General features: G+C 69.7%; 16 protein-coding genes. 13 read left to right on the forward strand and 3 right to left on the reverse strand.

Annotated elements, in window-relative coordinates; genetic code table 11:
• The first annotated feature begins 92 nt into the window (after positions 1-92).
• The 13 genes from hrcA to P2P98_RS01825 all read left to right on the forward strand — a co-directional run bounded on the left by hrcA (position 93) and on the right by P2P98_RS01825 (position 12432).
• Complete coding sequence (gene hrcA / locus P2P98_RS01765; RefSeq protein ID WP_275796596.1) at positions 93-1133, forward strand: heat-inducible transcriptional repressor HrcA; 1041 nt, start codon at positions 93-95, stop codon at positions 1131-1133.
• Positions 1134-1208: 75 nt separating this feature from the next.
• Entirely contained in the window at positions 1209-2330 is a 1122-nt protein-coding gene (gene dnaJ / locus P2P98_RS01770) for a molecular chaperone DnaJ (protein WP_275796598.1), read from the forward strand.
• Positions 2331-2332: 2 nt separating this feature from the next.
• Complete coding sequence (locus tag P2P98_RS01775) at positions 2333-3067, forward strand: 16S rRNA (uracil(1498)-N(3))-methyltransferase (RefSeq protein WP_275796600.1); 735 nt, start codon at positions 2333-2335, stop codon at positions 3065-3067.
• A 162-nt stretch (positions 3068-3229) separates the two neighbouring features.
• Positions 3230-3577, forward strand: coding sequence for an HIT domain-containing protein (locus P2P98_RS01780; protein WP_058595587.1), 348 nt, complete (start codon positions 3230-3232; stop codon positions 3575-3577).
• 49 nt (positions 3578-3626) lie between these two features.
• Positions 3627-4652, forward strand: a complete 1026-nt coding sequence (locus P2P98_RS01785; RefSeq protein ID WP_275796624.1) for a PhoH family protein — start codon at positions 3627-3629, stop codon at positions 4650-4652.
• Positions 4649-5116, forward strand: a complete 468-nt coding sequence (gene ybeY, locus P2P98_RS01790) for an rRNA maturation RNase YbeY (protein WP_275796603.1) — start codon at positions 4649-4651, stop codon at positions 5114-5116. The genes P2P98_RS01785 and ybeY overlap by 4 nt, the downstream gene beginning before the upstream one ends.
• Positions 5113-6417: a hemolysin family protein gene (locus P2P98_RS01795; RefSeq protein WP_275796605.1), complete on the forward strand. Its 1305-nt coding sequence runs from the start codon at positions 5113-5115 to the stop codon at positions 6415-6417. The genes ybeY and P2P98_RS01795 overlap by 4 nt, the downstream gene beginning before the upstream one ends.
• Entirely contained in the window at positions 6414-7307 is an 894-nt protein-coding gene (era, locus tag P2P98_RS01800) for a GTPase Era (protein WP_275796607.1), read from the forward strand. Before P2P98_RS01795 ends, era begins: the two co-directional genes overlap by 4 nt.
• Positions 7308-7339: 32 nt before the next feature.
• Positions 7340-8287, forward strand: coding sequence for an NADP-dependent oxidoreductase (locus P2P98_RS01805; RefSeq protein ID WP_275796609.1), 948 nt, complete (start codon positions 7340-7342; stop codon positions 8285-8287).
• Complete coding sequence (locus P2P98_RS01810; protein WP_275796611.1) at positions 8284-8871, forward strand: GNAT family protein; 588 nt, start codon at positions 8284-8286, stop codon at positions 8869-8871. The genes P2P98_RS01805 and P2P98_RS01810 overlap by 4 nt, the downstream gene beginning before the upstream one ends.
• 170 nt (positions 8872-9041) lie before the next feature.
• Positions 9042-10802 carry a 2-isopropylmalate synthase gene (leuA, locus tag P2P98_RS01815; protein ID WP_275796613.1) on the forward strand — a complete coding sequence of 587 codons (1761 nt, stop codon included), beginning with the start codon at positions 9042-9044 and terminating at the stop codon, positions 10800-10802.
• A gap of 23 nt (positions 10803-10825) precedes the next feature.
• Complete coding sequence (locus P2P98_RS01820; protein WP_275796615.1) at positions 10826-11614, forward strand: methyltransferase domain-containing protein; 789 nt, start codon at positions 10826-10828, stop codon at positions 11612-11614.
• A 32-nt stretch (positions 11615-11646) separates the two neighbouring features.
• Entirely contained in the window at positions 11647-12432 is a 786-nt protein-coding gene (locus tag P2P98_RS01825) for an MOSC domain-containing protein (protein WP_275796617.1), read from the forward strand.
• An 8-nt stretch (positions 12433-12440) separates the two neighbouring features.
• Here the strand turns inward: P2P98_RS01825 and P2P98_RS01830 are convergent, their stop codons facing one another.
• Genes P2P98_RS01830 through P2P98_RS01840 form a run of 3 tightly spaced genes read right to left on the reverse strand, consistent with a single transcriptional unit; the run spans position 12441 to position 15535 of the window.
• Complete coding sequence (locus P2P98_RS01830) at positions 12441-13616, reverse strand: acyl-CoA dehydrogenase family protein (protein WP_275796620.1); 1176 nt, start codon at positions 13614-13616, stop codon at positions 12441-12443.
• Positions 13613-14776: a CoA transferase gene (locus P2P98_RS01835; RefSeq protein WP_275796622.1), complete on the reverse strand. Its 1164-nt coding sequence runs from the start codon at positions 14774-14776 to the stop codon at positions 13613-13615. The genes P2P98_RS01830 and P2P98_RS01835 overlap by 4 nt, the downstream gene beginning before the upstream one ends.
• 54 nt (positions 14777-14830) lie before the next feature.
• Positions 14831-15535 carry a TRIC cation channel family protein gene (locus P2P98_RS01840; RefSeq protein ID WP_275796626.1) on the reverse strand — a complete coding sequence of 235 codons (705 nt, stop codon included), beginning with the start codon at positions 15533-15535 and terminating at the stop codon, positions 14831-14833.
• Positions 15536-15548: the final 13 nt, after the last annotated feature.

The raw sequence follows: 15548 nt of genomic DNA on the forward strand, positions 1-15548 counted from the left end.
CCACGGCATCCGCGAGCCCCCGGCGACGACGCGCGCCGATCCCGTAGAATTGGCACTCACGACTTCGGAGTGCCAAACGGGAGGAGCAGCTCATGGTGTCGGAACGCGGCCTTCAGGTGCTCCGCGCGATCGTGCAGGACTACGTCGACACACGCGAGCCGGTCGGCAGCAAGGCCATCGTCGATCGTCACGCGTTCGGGGTGTCGGCCGCGACCATCCGCAACGACATGGCGCTGCTCGAAGACGAAGAGCTCATCGTCGCGCCGCACACCTCCTCGGGCCGCGTCCCCACGGACAAGGGGTATCGGGTCTTCGTCGACCACCTCGCCGAGCTGCGCCCGCTCTCGAGTGCCCAGCGCAGCGCGATCACCTCGTTCCTCGACCAGGCGGGCGACCTCGACGACCTGCTCGCGCGGACGGTGCGCGCACTGACGCAGTTGACCGGTCAGGTCGCGATCGTGCAGTACCCGTCGTTCGCGCGGGCGAACGTCACTCACGTCGAGCTCGTCGCGCTCGGCGGGCCGCGCGTGCTCGTCATCCTCGTCACCGACACCGGGCGCGTCTCGCAGCGGATCGCGCTCGTCCCGGCCGAACCCGCCGAGCCCGAGATCGTGCAGCTGCGCGCGCGGGTGGGTGCCGTGCTGGTCGGGCGGAGCGTCGCCGACAGCGTCCAGCGAGTGGCCGACGCCCTCGCCGACGGACCGCGCCCGGGCGTCGCCATCGACGCGATCGCCGACGCGGTACTGCGCGTGGTGGGCGAAGAGCTCGAGGAGTTCCGCCAGGATCGCCTCGTGATGGCGGGAGCGGCGACCCTCGCCAAGCGCGAGCAGGACTTCCGTGGCAGCATCTACCCGCTGCTCGAGGCCATCGAGGAGCAGGTGACGCTCCTGCGCCTCATGAGCGAGATGGTCGCGGACGACAAGGGCCTCTCGGCCAGCATCGGCCGCGAGAACGAGCCGTTCGGTCTCATCGAGGCGTCCGTCCTCGCGAGCCGGTACGACGGCTCCGCCGGCGGCGCGCGGGTGGGTCTGCTCGGCCCCACCCGCATGGACTACTCCTCCAACCTCGCGGCGGTCCGCGCCGTCGCGCACTATCTGACCCGGATGCTCGAAGACGACGACAGTTCCCGCTGACGACGAGCGCGACGAACACCCCGCGACGAGCACCCCACCGAGAACGATCCCGCGCAAGCGGGCAGGAAGGCGACTGTGGCTGACCACTACGAGGTCCTGGGCGTCGAGCGCGACGCCAGCCCCGAAGACATCAAGAAGGCGTACCGACGCCTGGCGCGCCAACTGCACCCCGACGTGAACCCCGGAGAAGACGCGTCCGAGCGCTTCAAGCTCGTCACGCACGCGTACGACGTGCTCAGCGACCCCGAGCAGCGCCGTCGCTACGACATGGGCGGCGACCAGAACCCCTTCGGCGGCGGGGGAGCGGGCGGCTTCGGCGGCTTCAGCGACATCTTCGAGACGTTCTTCGGCGGAGCTCAGGGCGGCGGGGGCCGCGGGCCGAGGCCCCGTTCACGGCGTGAGCGCGGTCAGGACGCGCTCGTGCGCGTGACCCTCAGCCTCGGCGATGTCGTGTTCGGCGTGCATCGCGACCTCGAGGTCGACACCGCCGTGCTGTGCGAGACGTGCCAGGGCGCGTGCACGGCTCCGGGCACGAGCGAGGTCACGTGCGACATCTGCCACGGCTCGGGCCACGTGCAGCGCACGGTCCGCAGCCTCCTCGGCAATGTCGTCACCAGCCAGCCCTGCAACGTCTGCCAGGGTCACGGCACGACCATTCCCTACCCGTGCAACACCTGCCAGGGCCAGGGACGCGTTCGCGCGCGCCGCACCGTCTCCGTCGACATCCCCGCCGGCGTCGAATCGGGTCTGCGTCTGCAGCTCCCGGGCTCGGGCGAGGTGGGTCCCGCCGGCGGCCCCAACGGCGACCTGTACATCGAGGTCACCGTCGAGGCGCACGAGGCCTTCAGCCGCGAGGGTGACGACCTGCTCGCCACGCTTGAGGTCTCGATGCCGGACGCCATCCTCGGCACGACCACGACGATCGAGTCGCTCGACGGGACCGTCGACCTCGAAGTGCGTCCCGGCGTCCAGTCGGGCGACGTGCTGACGATCAAGAACCGCGGCATCACCCCGCTGCGCGGAAGCCAGCGCGGCGACCTCAAGGTGGGCGTGCAGGTGGTCACCCCGACGCGCCTCGATCACAAGGAGCGCGCCCTCATCGAGGAGTTCGCGAAGCGGACGAGGGCCCCGAAGCCCCGCCTGGCCGAGCACCAGCAGGGCATGTTCGCGAAGTTCCGCGATCGTTTCCGGCACTGACCGTGGCTCTGCATTTCGTCACCGACGAGGCGGCATCCGCTCGACCGGGTGATGTCGCCACCCTCATGGGGGCCGAGGCGCATCACGCGGCGGCGGTGCGTCGCATCCGTGTCGACGAAGCGGTGACCCTCGGCGACGGGCGTGGCGCGTGGCTCTCGGGTGTCGTGACCGCGGCGTCGCCGAAGCAGGTCGACGTCCGCATCACCGCGCGCGACGAGGTGCCCGCGCCCAGCCCGCGATTCGTCCTCGTCCAGGCGCTCGCCAAGGGCGATCGCGACGAGCTCGCCGTCCAGGCGGCCACCGAGCTCGGCGTCGACGCGATCGTCCCGTGGCAGGCCGCGCGGAGCGTCTCACGCTGGGATGCCAAGGCCGAGAGGGGTCTGACCCGCTGGCGCACGATCGTCCGAGAGGCGGCGAAGCAGGCGCACCGCGCGTGGATTCCCGAGGTCGAGGGCGTCGCGCGCACGGCCGACCTCGTTCGGCTCGGCGCGACGGCGCGCGTGCTGGTGCTCGAGCCCTCGGCATCCGATCGCCTCACCGCCGTCGCCACGGAGGCGTCCGACCGTCGCGACGTCGTGCTCGTGGTCGGCCCCGAGGGTGGGATCGCCCCCGACGAGCTCTCCGCGCTCGCGGACGCCGGCGCACGGCTCGTCCGCCTCGGCGACACGGTGCTGCGCACCTCCACCGCGGGGGCAGCGGCGATCTCGGTGCTCTCGGCGGCGCACGGCCGCTGGTGAGCGGGGCGCGTCCCTCGTTTGGGGCGCGATCTTCCGTTTGGGGCGCGGTAGTTCACGCCCCAAACGGTGAAATGCGCCCCAAACACCGGAAGCCGGTCGCGCGCCGTGGGGAGGTGGGATCGGTCCGCCCCGGTGTCGGAGGCCGTCGATAGACTGGATGCCATGAGCGAACCCTCCGTTTTCACGCGCATCCTGCAGGGCGAGATCCCGGCCGAGATCGTGGCCGAGACGGAGAACGTCTTCGCGATCCGCGACATCGCCCCGCAGGCACCGGTGCATCTGCTCGTCATTCCGAAGACCGCGGAATACCGCAACGTGGTCGAGCTGGCGGCGGGCGACCCCGACCTGTTGACCGAAGTCATCGGGCTGGCCAACACGGTGGCCGCCGAGCACGCCGACGGCGATTTCCGTCTCATCTTCAACACCGGCGAGGGCGCCGGTCAGACCGTCTTCCATGTGCACGCCCACGTCCTCGCGGGCGGCCTGAACGAAAAGAGCCTGGGTGGCTGATTCCCCCGAAGAACACGTCGTCGATCGCATCGAGGTCGATGGCGTCGCCATGGTGCAACTCCTCGGCCCACAGGATCGTCTCCTGCGCGTGGTCGAGAAAGAGCACCCCGACGTCGACGTGCACGTGCGCGGCAACGAGGTCACGCTCTCCGGAGCTGCGGATGCCGTGCGCGCGGCGCGCGGCCTCGTCGACGAGCTGCTCGCGATGACGCGCTCCGGCCAGGGGCTCGACCCCGCCGACGTGTCGAGCTCGAACAGGATGCTGCGCTCCGACGGGGGTCCCCGCCCGTCCGAGGTGATGGGCGAGGCGATCCTGTCCTCGCGTGGCAAGGTCATCCGTCCCAAGACCGCGGGCCAGAAGGCCTACGTCGACGCGATCGAAGAGAACACCATCGTGTTCGGGATCGGTCCCGCCGGGACGGGCAAGACCTATCTCGCGATGGCGAAGGCCGTGCAGGCGCTGCAGCGCAAAGAGGTCAGCCGCATCATCCTCACCCGCCCGGCCGTCGAGGCGGGCGAGCGTCTGGGCTTTCTGCCGGGGACGCTGACCGACAAGATCGACCCCTATCTCCGGCCGCTCTACGACGCACTCAACGAGATGATGGACCCCGACATCGTCCCCAAGCTCATGGCGACGGGCACCATCGAGGTCGCGCCGCTGGCGTACATGCGCGGGCGCACCCTGAACGACTCGTTCGTGGTGCTCGACGAGGCGCAGAACACCACGCCCGAGCAGATGAAGATGTTCCTCACGCGTCTCGGCTTCGGCACGCGCATGGTCGTCACGGGTGACATCACCCAGATCGACCTCCCGCAGGGGGCCTCGGGTCTGCGCCTGGTGACGCGGGTGCTGAGCAACATCGACGACATCCACTTCGCGTACCTGACGAGCGACGACGTCGTGCGTCACACGCTCGTGGGTCGCATCGTCGACGCGTACAGCGAGTACGACGAGAAGAGGCTGGTCGCGCGACGCGAGCGCGACGAAGCCACCGAGTTCGCCAACCGTGCGGAGCGACGCGGCCCCCGGGCCGCGGGTCCCCGCGATCACCTCCCGAGACGAAACCGTTCATGACGATCGAGATCAACAACGAATCCGGCTACGACATCGACGAGCAGGTCCTTCTGCGTCTGATGGAGTACAACCTCGCCGAGCTCCACGTGAGCGCCGACGCCGACGTCGCCATCGTGCTCGTCGACGAGGGCGCGATGGAGTCGCTCCACGTGCAGTGGATGGACGAGCCGGGTCCCACCGACGTCCTGAGCTTCCCGATGGACGAGCTCCGCCCGGGATCCGAAGACGCGCCGACGCCCGCGGGACTCCTCGGCGACATCGTGCTGTGCCCCTCCGTGGCCGAAGCGCAGGCCGTGACGGCCAAGCACTCGACCCAGGATGAGCTGATCCTGCTCACCACGCACGGCCTGCTCCACCTGCTCGGCTTCGACCACGCCGAGCCCGACGAAGAGCGCGAGATGTTCGGCCTGCAGCGGGAGCTCATCAGCGGTTTCCAGGCCGTCGAGCGCCGCCGCCGCGCATGACCGAGGCCCTCCTTCTCGTCGCGGCGCTGCTTCTCGTCGCCTTCGGCGGCTTGATGGCGGCGTCCGAGGCCGCGCTCGGAGTGACCTCGCGCACCGACCTGCTCGAACTGGGCTCGTCGGGCCGGAACGCCCGCGCTCTGCAGCGCATCGCCGACGATCCGAGCGCCCACATCACGGCGGTGGGGTTCATCCGCGTCCTGGCCGAGACCACGGCGGCGGTGCTGGTGACCGCGGCCTTCGTGCTGCTGTTCGACAACATCTGGCTGGCGGTCGCGGCGGCCGCGGTCCTGATGACGGGGATCTCGTTCGTGGCGGTCGGAGCGAGCCCCCGCTCGGTCGGGCGCCAGCACGCCCGCGGTCTTCTAACCGGGGGAGCGCCGCTCATCCGGGGCATGCGCATCATCCTGGGCCCGCTCGCGCACGGCCTGGTGTCGGTCGGCAACCGCGTCACGCCGGGCCTGTCGCAGTCGACGTCGTTCGCGTCCGAGGAGCAGCTGCTCAGCATCATCGACGAGGCCGCCGAGAACGAGCTCATCGAAGAGGACGACCGCGAGCTGATCCACTCGGTGTTCGACTTCACCGACCGCTACGTGCGCGAGGTCATGGTCCCGCGTACCGACATGGTGACCGTGGATGCCGCGGCGAGCTCGCGCGAAGCCCTCGCGCTGTTCCTCGAGAAAGGCGTGTCGCGCGTTCCCCTCGCCGACGACGAGGCCGACGACGTCGTGGGCATGCTGTACCTCAAAGACCTGGTCCAGTTCGGGTTCCGCGACGAGGCCGGCTGGCGTGACGCCCCGATCCGGCGCATCGCTCGCCCGGCCGTGTTCGTGCCCGAGTCCATGAAGGCCGAGACGCTGCTGCAGCAGATGAAGCGCGACGCCGTCCACGTGTGTCTCGCGGTCGACGAGTACGGCGGGATCTCCGGCCTCGTCACCCTCGAAGACCTCATCGAAGAGCTCGTGGGCGAGATCTCCGACGAGTACGACGCCCCGTCGACCGAGGTCGTCCCCCTCGACGACGGCCGCTACCGTGTGAACGCACGGCTCGGACTCGACGAGGTCGGCGACCTGTTCGGCCTCGAGCTCGACGATGAAGACGTCGACTCGATCGGTGGCCTTCTGGGCAAAGCTCTCGGCCGCATCCCGCAACCCGGGGCGACCGCCGAGCATTCTGGTCTCCTGATGACCGGGGGAGCCTCGCGGGGCCGCAACCGCGGCATCGCCACGGTCATCGTGGAGCGAGCCGAAACCCCGGACGACGACACCGACGCGGAGAACGCGCGCGAGAGGAACGACAGATGAGCGACACCCGATCCGGCTTCGTGACCTTCGTGGGGCGCCCCAACGTCGGCAAGTCGACGCTGACCAACGCCCTCGTCGGTGAGAAGGTCGCCATCACCAGCGACAAGCCGCAGACCACCCGCCGGGCGATCCGCGGGATCGTCAACCGACCGGGCGGCCAGCTCGTGGTCGTCGACACCCCTGGCATCCATCGTCCGCGGACGCTCCTCGGTCAGCGTCTGAACGACCTCGTCGAGCAGGTCCTCGGTGACGTCGATGTCATCGCCTTCTGCGCACCCGCGACCGAGAAGGTCGGCCCCGGCGATCGACGCATCGCGGAGTCGCTGTCGGGCTACCCGCGGGCGAAGAAGGTCGCGCTCGTGACGAAGACGGACGCCGCGACGCGCGACCAGATCACCGAGCGCCTCGTCGAGGTGGATTCGCTCCGCGAGGACTGGGCCGCGGTGATCCCCCTCTCGGCCGTGACGAACGACCAGCTCGACGTGCTGAGCGACGAGTTGCTCGCCCTCATGCCCGAAGGCCCTGCCCTCTATGACGACGACATCACGACGGATGAGACCCTCGAGGACCGTATCGCCGAGATCATCCGCGAAGCGGCTCTGCACGGTGTGCGTGACGAGCTGCCCCACTCGATCGCCGTGACCATCGACGACGTCGCTCCTCGCGAGGGCAGCGATCTCACCGACGTCTGGGCCAACATCATCGTCGAGCGCGACAGCCAGAAGGCGATCATCATCGGCCGCAAGGGCTCGCGTCTCGCCGAGGTCGGCGCTCGCGCACGCGCCGGCATCGAGCCACTCGTCGGCAGCCGCGTGTACCTGTCGCTGCACGTGCGGGTGGCGAAGGAATGGCAGCGCGACGCGAAGCAACTCGGCCGACTCGGTTTCTGAGTCGGCCGACACCCACGACGAGAGGCGTGAACATGGCGCGAAGGTGGACGGCTCCGGCCCCGGGACCGGTCGACACGTGGAGCTTCGACGAGGTCGACGTGTCCCCGCCCGGTCCCGGCGAGGTGACGATTCGCGTGCACGCTGCCGGCGTCAATCCCGCGGATGCCAAGCACGTCGCTCGCGCGCGCCCCGGAGCGACGTTCCCGGTTCCGATCGGATACGAACTCTCGGGTGAGGTCCTCGCGATCGGTCCCGACGCCCTCGGCGGTTCCGGTGAGCTCGCCGTCGGCGACGAGGTCGTCGCGTTCCGTGTTCAGGGCGCGTACGCGACGGAGATCACCGTGCCGGCGCGCGATGTGTTCGCGAAGCCGTCGACCCTCTCACACCCCGAAGCCGCGAATCTGCTGCTCGCCGGAACCACCGCCGCCGAGATGATCCAGGTGACCCAGGTCGTGACCGGCGACACGGTGCTGCTGCACGCCGCCTCGGGTGCCGTGGGCGTGAGCCTGCTCCAGCAGGCGCGCGATCTCGGCGTGCACGTGATCGGGACGGTGGGTCCGGATGCCGCCGACTCGGCCGAGCGCGTCCGTCGGTACGGCGGTATCCCCGTCGCGTACGGCGACGGGTTGCGCGCGCGCGTGGAAGACGCCGCGGGCGGGGCGCCCATCGTGGCGGCGTGGGACGCGGTCGGCACCGACGAAGCGATCGACGTCTCTCTCGCCCTCGTCACCGAGCGCGACCGGATCGTCACGATCGTCAACCCCGAACGAGCGAAGAGCGACGGCTTTCTCTGGATCGCCGGAGCGCGGCCCGAGAGTGCCCGGTTCCGCGACATCGCTCGCGCGCGGGTTCTGGAGCTCGCGGCATCCGGTGCCCTGGAAGTGCCCCTCGCGCGCACGTACCCGCTCGCCGACGCCGTCGAGGCCGTCCGCTTCGTCATGACGGGGCACCCGGGCGGCAAGGTGGCGCTGATCCCGTGACCGGGTCGCCATTCGTCCTGCCCCCGGCGCCCGAGCGACTCGAGGTCGTGCGTGAGCGGGTGCGGTTGCGACCGGTCGTCGACGGCGACCTCGAGGCGATGGTGCGCTACCGCGGGGACGCGGACGTGTGCCGCTTCCTGCCCTTCGAGCCGCAGACGGCGGAGGACATCCGCGGACGGATCGGTCACCTCTTCGGGGGAACCAGTCTCGAAGGTGAACGCGGCGGGGTCGTCCTCGCGATCGAACACCTCGCCGACGGCACGGTCATCGGCGACCTCGTGATCTTCCACCTCGATCTACGCGCCGGGTCGGCCGCGATCGGCTGGGTCGTGAGCCCGGCGGCATCCGGTCGGGGACTCGCCACCGAGGCGGTCCGCGCGCTGATCGACACCGCGTTCTCGGTGTACGGGCTGCGCCGTCTGGTCGCCCGCGTCGACGCCGACAACGCCCGCTCTCTCGCCCTCGCGGAGCGGGTGGGGATGCGACGCGAGGCCCACCTCGTCGAGAACGAGTGGTTCAAAGGGCGGTGGAGCGACGAGGTCGACTTCGGCATCCTGTCGCGCGAATGGGCGACGGGGGAGTGAACCGCCCCGCGACGGACTGGTACGATCACAGAATGCGCTTCGGTGGTCTGCTTCTTCTTAGCTGCCGCGACGAGTCCTCGATCTAGGGCCATCCTCGTCGCGGAGCTCGTCGTCGGCCCCTCCTGATGCCCTTCCCGGGCGGGAACCACGAACAAGAGAAGCGACACACCATGAAGAACACCCAGAAGCCCACGTCCGCTCCGGTGCACAAGTACCGTCCGTTCCACGAGCAGATCGCGGTCGACCTGCCCGACCGCACGTGGCCGAGCAAGCGCATTCAGGTCGCGCCGCGCTGGTGCGCGGTCGACCTGCGCGACGGCAACCAGGCCCTCATCGACCCGATGAGCCCCGAGCGCAAGCGCGTCATGTTCGACCTGCTCGTGAAGATGGGCTACAAGGAGATCGAGGTCGGTTTCCCGAGCGCGAGCCAGACGGACTTCGACTTCGTCCGTCAGCTGATCGACGAGAACCTCATCCCCGATGACGTCACGATCCAGGTGCTGACGCAGGCGCGCGAGCACCTGATCGCCCGCACCTACGAGGCGATCGCCGGCGCGAAGCAGGCCATCGTCCACCTGTACAACTCCACGTCCGTGCTGCAGCGCGAGGTGGTCTTCCGCACCGACCAGCAGGGCATCATCGACATCGCCCTCGAGGGCGCGCGCCTGTGCAAGAAGTACGAGGCGACGATCCCCGAGACCGAGGTGTACTACGAGTACTCGCCCGAGAGCTACACGGGCACCGAACTCGAGTTCGCGCTGCGCATCTGCAACGAGGTGCTCGAGGTCTTCCAGCCCACTTCCGAGCGCAAGGTCATCCTGAACCTGCCCGCGACGGTCGAGATGGCGACCCCCAACGTCTACGCCGACTCGATCGAGTGGATGTCGCGGAACCTGAACCACCGCGAGAACGTCATCCTGTCGCTGCACCCGCACAACGACCGCGGCACCGCCGTGGCCGCCGCGGAGCAGGGCTACATGGCTGGCGCCGACCGCATCGAGGGCTGCCTGTTCGGCAACGGTGAGCGCACCGGCAATGTCGACCTGGTTGCCCTGGGCGTCAACCTGCTGACGCAGGGCATCGACCCCCAGATCGACTTCAGCGACATCGACCAGGTCAAGCGCACGGTCGAGTACTGCAACCAACTGCCCGTGCCCGAGCGCAGCCCGTGGGCCGGCGACCTCGTCTTCACCGCGTTCAGCGGTTCGCATCAGGATGCCATCAAGAAGGGCTTCGAGGCGATGGAGGCCCGGGCGGCCGCCGAGGGCAAGCACATCGACGAGATCGAGTGGGCGGTGCCGTACCTGCCCATCGACCCGAAGGACCTGGGCCGCTCGTACGAGGCCGTCATCCGCGTGAACTCGCAGTCCGGTAAGGGTGGCGTCGCGTACCTGCTGAAGGCCGACCACGCGATCGACCTCCCGCGCAAGCTGCAGATCGAGTTCTCGGGCGTCGTCCAGGCCCGCACCGACGCCGAGGGCGGCGAGGTGTCGAGCGACCAGATCTGGGACATCTTCACCGACGAGTACCTGCCCTCGAAGGACGACGACCAGCGCTGGGGCCGCTTCGAACTGCTGTCGACGCGCTCGTCGAGCGACATGTCCGGCGACGTGCACCTCGACGTCACGCTGCGCGACGGCGATTCGGCTCAGCCGGCGTCCGCCGTGGGCAACGGTCCCGTGGCGGCGTTCCTCGAGATCGTCCGCGCCCAGGGGTTCGACGTCACGCTCTACGACTACGTCGAGCACGCGCTGAGCTCGGGCGGCGACGCACAGGCAGCGGCGTACATCGAGCTGCAGGTCGACGACCAGCGCCTGTGGGGCGTCGGAATCGACAACGACATCTCGACGGCGTCGCTCAAGGCGATCGTCTCGGGCGTGAATCGCGCGATCCGCACGCGTCAGACCAGCGGCGAGCTGGCCGGCGTCTGACGCCGAGCGCGAGAGACACGGCCGTGGCCTACGCCCACGGACACCACGAGAGCGTGCTGCGTTCCCACGCGGTACGGACCGTCGCCGATTCGGCGGCCTACCTGGTGTCCTCGCTGTTCGCCGGCGCTCGCATCCTGGATGTGGGGGCCGGCCCCGGCACCATCACCGTCGACCTCGCCGACCGGGTCTTCCCGGGTCAGGTGGTCGGAGTGGATGCCGCCCCCGACGTCGTCGCGATCGCGCGCGCCGCGATCGGGGAGCGCACGAACGTCGAGTTCCGCGTCGACGACGCGTACGCGCTCGACGCCCCCGATGCCTCCTTCGATATCGTGCACGCGCACCAGACGCTTCAGCACCTCGAGCGCCCCGTGGACGCTCTGCGCGAGTTCCGTCGCGTCGCCGGGCCCGACGGCCTGGTGGCCGTGCGTGACGTGGATTACGGCGGGGTGATCTGGCATCCGCTGATCCCCGCTCTGGATGAGTGGCTCGAGATCTATCACGGCGTGCACCGCGGAGTGTCGGGGGAGCCCGACGCGGGCCGGCGGCTCAAGGCGTGGGCTCGCGAAGCCGGGTTCACCCGCATCGAGGCGAGCGCGAGCGTCTGGGTCTTCGACACGCCGGAGAAGCGCGCGTGGTGGGGCGGGATGTGGGCCGACCGGGTGCTCGCGTCGGCCTTCGCCGAGCACGCGCGCCGACTCGGCCTCGCCGACGACGCTCAGCTCCAGCGCATCTCCGACGCGTGGCGCGAGTGGGCCGCCCACCCCGACGGGTGGATCCTCCTCCCGCACGGCGAGGTGCTCGCGCGCGCCTGAGCGGGAGCGGTACAGGGTGCGAGGATGGGACCGTGCCTCACGTCAGCGCCCTGTACCGCTATCCCGTCAAAGGCTTCACCCCTGAACGCCGTCCCCACCTGGTAATCCAGGACGACGGACGCGTCCAGGGCGACCGTGCTCTCGTGTTCCGGTTCGCCGACGCCGTCGAGCCGGAGGACGCGACGTTCCCGAAGAGCCGCGGACTCGCGCTCATGACGTTCCCCACGCTCGCGCGGATCTGCCTCACCTACGACGACGAGAAGCAGACGATGCGTCTGCGCATCGATGACGTCGACATCGAGACCGATCTGAGCACCGAAGGGCGCGCCCGGCTCGTGGATGCCGTCACGACCTACCTCCGCTCGACCTCCGACGCCCGACTCCTCGACGCCGAAGGCGTCCTGCCGCTCGGACTCATCGGCGACGGTCGGACCGCGCGTTTCCAGGACCGCCCGCAGGGATACATCTCCCTTCACGGGGAGGCATCTGTCGCAGAACTGGATGCCGCGGTGTCGGCCCCCGTCGACGATCGCCGTTTCCGATCCAACATCGTCGTCTCGGGCGCGCCGGCCTGGGCGGAACTGGGGTGGCAGGGACGCATCCGCATCGGCGAGGTCGTCTTCGACGTCCAGAAGCCGATCGAGCGCTGCGTCGCGATCACCGCCAACCCCGACTCCGGCGTTCGGGACGCGCGACTGCTCCGCGTGTTGACGACCGAGTTCGAGCAGGACGCCCCGACGCTCGGCATCCTGCTCCTCCCCGCCGAGGGCGGCGGCGTGATCCGCGAGGGTGACGAGGTTCGCGACGAGAGCGACTGAGCGCTTACTCAGCTCGGATCCGCCGCGCGGAACGCCGGGATACCCGTCAGGTGCGCCCCGAGCACCAGCGTGTGGATCTCGTCGGTGCCCTCATAGGTCCGCACCGACTCGAGGTTGGCCGCGTGCCGCATCGGCGAGTACTCCGCGGTCACGCCGTTGCCGCCGAGGATCGTCCGCGCCTCCCGGACGACCGCGATCGCGGCGCGGGTGTTCGCGAGCTTCGCGACCGAGATCTGATGCGGCTGGAGACGACCGGCATCCTTCAAGCGTCCCAGCCGGAGGGCGACGAGCTGGGCCTTCTCGATCTCGAGCGCCATATCGACGAGCTTCTGCTGCGTCAGCTGGAACGCCGCGATCGGCTGCCCGAACTGCCGCCGCTCGCCCGCGTAGGCGAGCGCGGTGGCGTAGCTGTCGCGCGCAGCGCCGACGACGCCCCAGCCGATGCCGTAGCGCGCATTGTTCAAACACGCGAACGCGGCACCGAGCCCCCGGGCGAGGGGGAGTTCGGCATCGAGGGGCAGCCGCACGTCCGTGAGCGCGATGTCGCACTGGATCGATGCGCGCATCGACATCTTCGGCGCGATCGGGGTCGCGGCGAAGCCGGGAGTGTCGGTCGGGACGAGGAAACCGCGGACGCCCTCGTCGGTACGCGCCCAGATCACGGCGATGTCAGCGATGGATGCCAGTCCGATCCACCTCTTCGCACCGTCGAGCACCCACGCGTCACCGTCCCTGCGTGCGCGCGTCGTCATGCTCGCGGGGTCGGACCCCGAGCCCGGTTCGGTCAGTCCAAAGCATCCCATGGCCTCACCGCGCGCCATGCGGGGGAGCCAGGTTTGCTTCTGCTCTTCGCTGCCGTGGAGGTGGATGGCCGTCATCGCGAGCGAGCCCTGCACCGACACGAGAGTACGGAGGCCGGAGTCGCCCGCCTCGAGCTCCATCGCGGCGAGTCCGTATTCCACGGCGGTTCGACCGGGGCAGCCGTACCCCGACAGATGCATGCCGAAGACGCCCAGCCCCGCGAGTCCGGGGATCACCTCGACGGGGAAGTGCGCGCGGTCGTACCAGTCGGCGATGAACGGTCGCACGTGCTCGGCGACGAACGCACGCACGCGATCCCGCGTCTCACGCTCCTCGGCGGACAGCATCTCGTCGAAGTCGAGCAGATCGGGCACGGTGTTCATGGGCACTCCTCGGGTGTGTCGTCGAGCCACGAGAGCACCTCGGCGGTGTTCTCTCCCAGGCGCGGGGGAGCGGTAGCGGTGCTTCGGTAGGGCGGCGTCCAGGTGATCGGCGGCCGCACCTGACGAGAGACGCGACCGTCGGCACCGACGGTCTCGACGACGGGATGCAGCCCGAGCTCTTCGGCCAGCGTGAGCCCCTCGCCGATCGAATTGACGACGCCCGCCGCAACGCCCACCGCGTTGAGCCGGGATGCCCAGGTCGCCGCCGATTCCCCGGCCAGCCGGCCCTCGAGCAACGTCGCGAGGATCTCGCGGTTGCGCACCCGATCGGCGTTGGTGACGAAGCGCGGGTCCTCGGCGAGCCGCGCGATCCCGAGGACCTCGGTCAGCCGCGCGAACTGCGCATCATTGCCACAGGCCACAGCGAGGGGAGCATCGGCGCACCGCAGTGCTTCATAGGGGGCGATCGAGGGATGCCGATTACCCAAGCGCCCCGGCTCGACCCCGGTACCGAGGTGCGCCGCGGCCTGGTTCGCGAGCGCGCCCTGCAGACTCGACAGGAGGTTGACCTCGACGAGCGACCCGCGGCCCGTCACCTCCCGCCGACGGAGCGCGGCGAGGACGCCGATCACGGCGTCCTTCCCGGTCAGGACGTCGACGAGAGCGACGACGACCTTCATGGCGTCCCCGTCCTGCTCGCCGGTCACGTGCATGAGGCCCCCGACCGCCTGCGCGACGAAGTCGTACCCGGGCAGATCCGCCCCCGCGGCGGATCCGAAGCCGCTGATCGAGACGATGATGAGCCCGGGATGCCGATCTCGCAGGGATTCCGCGTCGAACCCCAGGCGAGCGAACTCGCCGGGGCGGAAGTTCTCGATGACGACGTCGCTGCGGGCGATGAGCTCGGCGGCACGCGCGTGGTCGATCGGGTCGCGCAGGTCGAGCACGACAGAACTCTTGCCGCGGTTGACCGACTCGAAGTACGTCGTCATTCCCGACGGCGCGTACGGCGGACCCCACGCGCGCGTGTCGTCGCCACTGTTCGGACGCTCGACCTTGATCACCCGGGCGCCGAGATCGGCGAGGGTCATCGTCGCGAGCGGACCCGCCAGAACGCGCGAGAAGTCGGCCACGACGATCCCGTCGAGGGGCGCCGTCACCACGGCGGTCCCGCGATCGGTGGCATCATCGCGCAGCCGTGCATGGCGGCGATTCTATCGAGGCGTGTCGTCGTCGGTTCGGATGATCGGGATGCCGGTGGTCTCGACGGCGACCTTGCGGCGGTAGAGCTTCCGCTGCTCGGGAAGCGAGAGATCGAAGATCACGGCGAGCACGCGGATGACCGTGGTGACGATCAGACCGACCACGGCCGCGACGGGGAGGGGCACGCCGAAAGCGGCCGCCGTCGCCACCACCGCGCATCCGCCACCCGCGGCGACCGCGTAGAGCGAGCCGACGTGCATGATCGCAACGGGCAGACCCATGAGCACATCGCGCAGGACGCTGCCGCCGACCGCCGCAAGCACGCCGACGAACACCGCAGGAACGGCCGGCAGCCCCAGGGCGAGCGCTTTACTCGTGCCGAACACGCCGAACAGACCGATGACGACCGCGTCGAGCATGACGATCGCGCGGTTCAGTCTCTGAAACAGCCCCGACAGGAGCATCCCCACAAGAGCCGCGACGGTCGCTGTGATCAGGTACCAGTTGTTCTGCAGAGTCGCGGGGGTGAGACCCAGAAGAAGGTCTCGAATGAGACCGCCGCCCATTCCGAGCAGGATGCCGATGATCGCGACGCCCAGAAGGTCGAGTCGTCGCTGGCCCTGGAAGCCTGAGGCGAAGAGGGCGCCCTGCACTCCGCCCAACGCGACCGCGGTGAGGTCGGCCCACAGCGGGATGATGAAGACGGGCGGGTTCACGGCATCCATTCTC

Origin of the sequence: Microbacterium sp. Kw_RZR3, from assembly GCF_029222405.1 — a bacterium.
Lineage (GTDB): Bacteria > Actinomycetota > Actinomycetes > Actinomycetales > Microbacteriaceae > Microbacterium.

Coding starts and splice junctions, on each gene's coding strand:
- P2P98_RS01785 (WP_275796624.1), top strand. CDS start 3,627: ATGGTGCAACTCCTCGGCCCACAGGATCGTCTCCTGCGCGTGGTCGAG.
- era (WP_275796607.1), top strand. CDS start 6,414: ATGAGCGACACCCGATCCGGCTTCGTGACCTTCGTGGGGCGCCCCAAC.
- P2P98_RS01805 (WP_275796609.1), top strand. CDS start 7,340: ATGGCGCGAAGGTGGACGGCTCCGGCCCCGGGACCGGTCGACACGTGG.
- hrcA (WP_275796596.1), top strand. CDS start 93: ATGGTGTCGGAACGCGGCCTTCAGGTGCTCCGCGCGATCGTGCAGGAC.
- P2P98_RS01795 (WP_275796605.1), top strand. CDS start 5,113: ATGACCGAGGCCCTCCTTCTCGTCGCGGCGCTGCTTCTCGTCGCCTTC.
- ybeY (WP_275796603.1), top strand. CDS start 4,649: ATGACGATCGAGATCAACAACGAATCCGGCTACGACATCGACGAGCAG.
- P2P98_RS01830 (WP_275796620.1), bottom strand. CDS start 13,616: ATGAACACCGTGCCCGATCTGCTCGACTTCGACGAGATGCTGTCCGCC.
- leuA (WP_275796613.1), top strand. CDS start 9,042: ATGAAGAACACCCAGAAGCCCACGTCCGCTCCGGTGCACAAGTACCGT.
- P2P98_RS01780 (WP_058595587.1), top strand. CDS start 3,230: ATGAGCGAACCCTCCGTTTTCACGCGCATCCTGCAGGGCGAGATCCCG.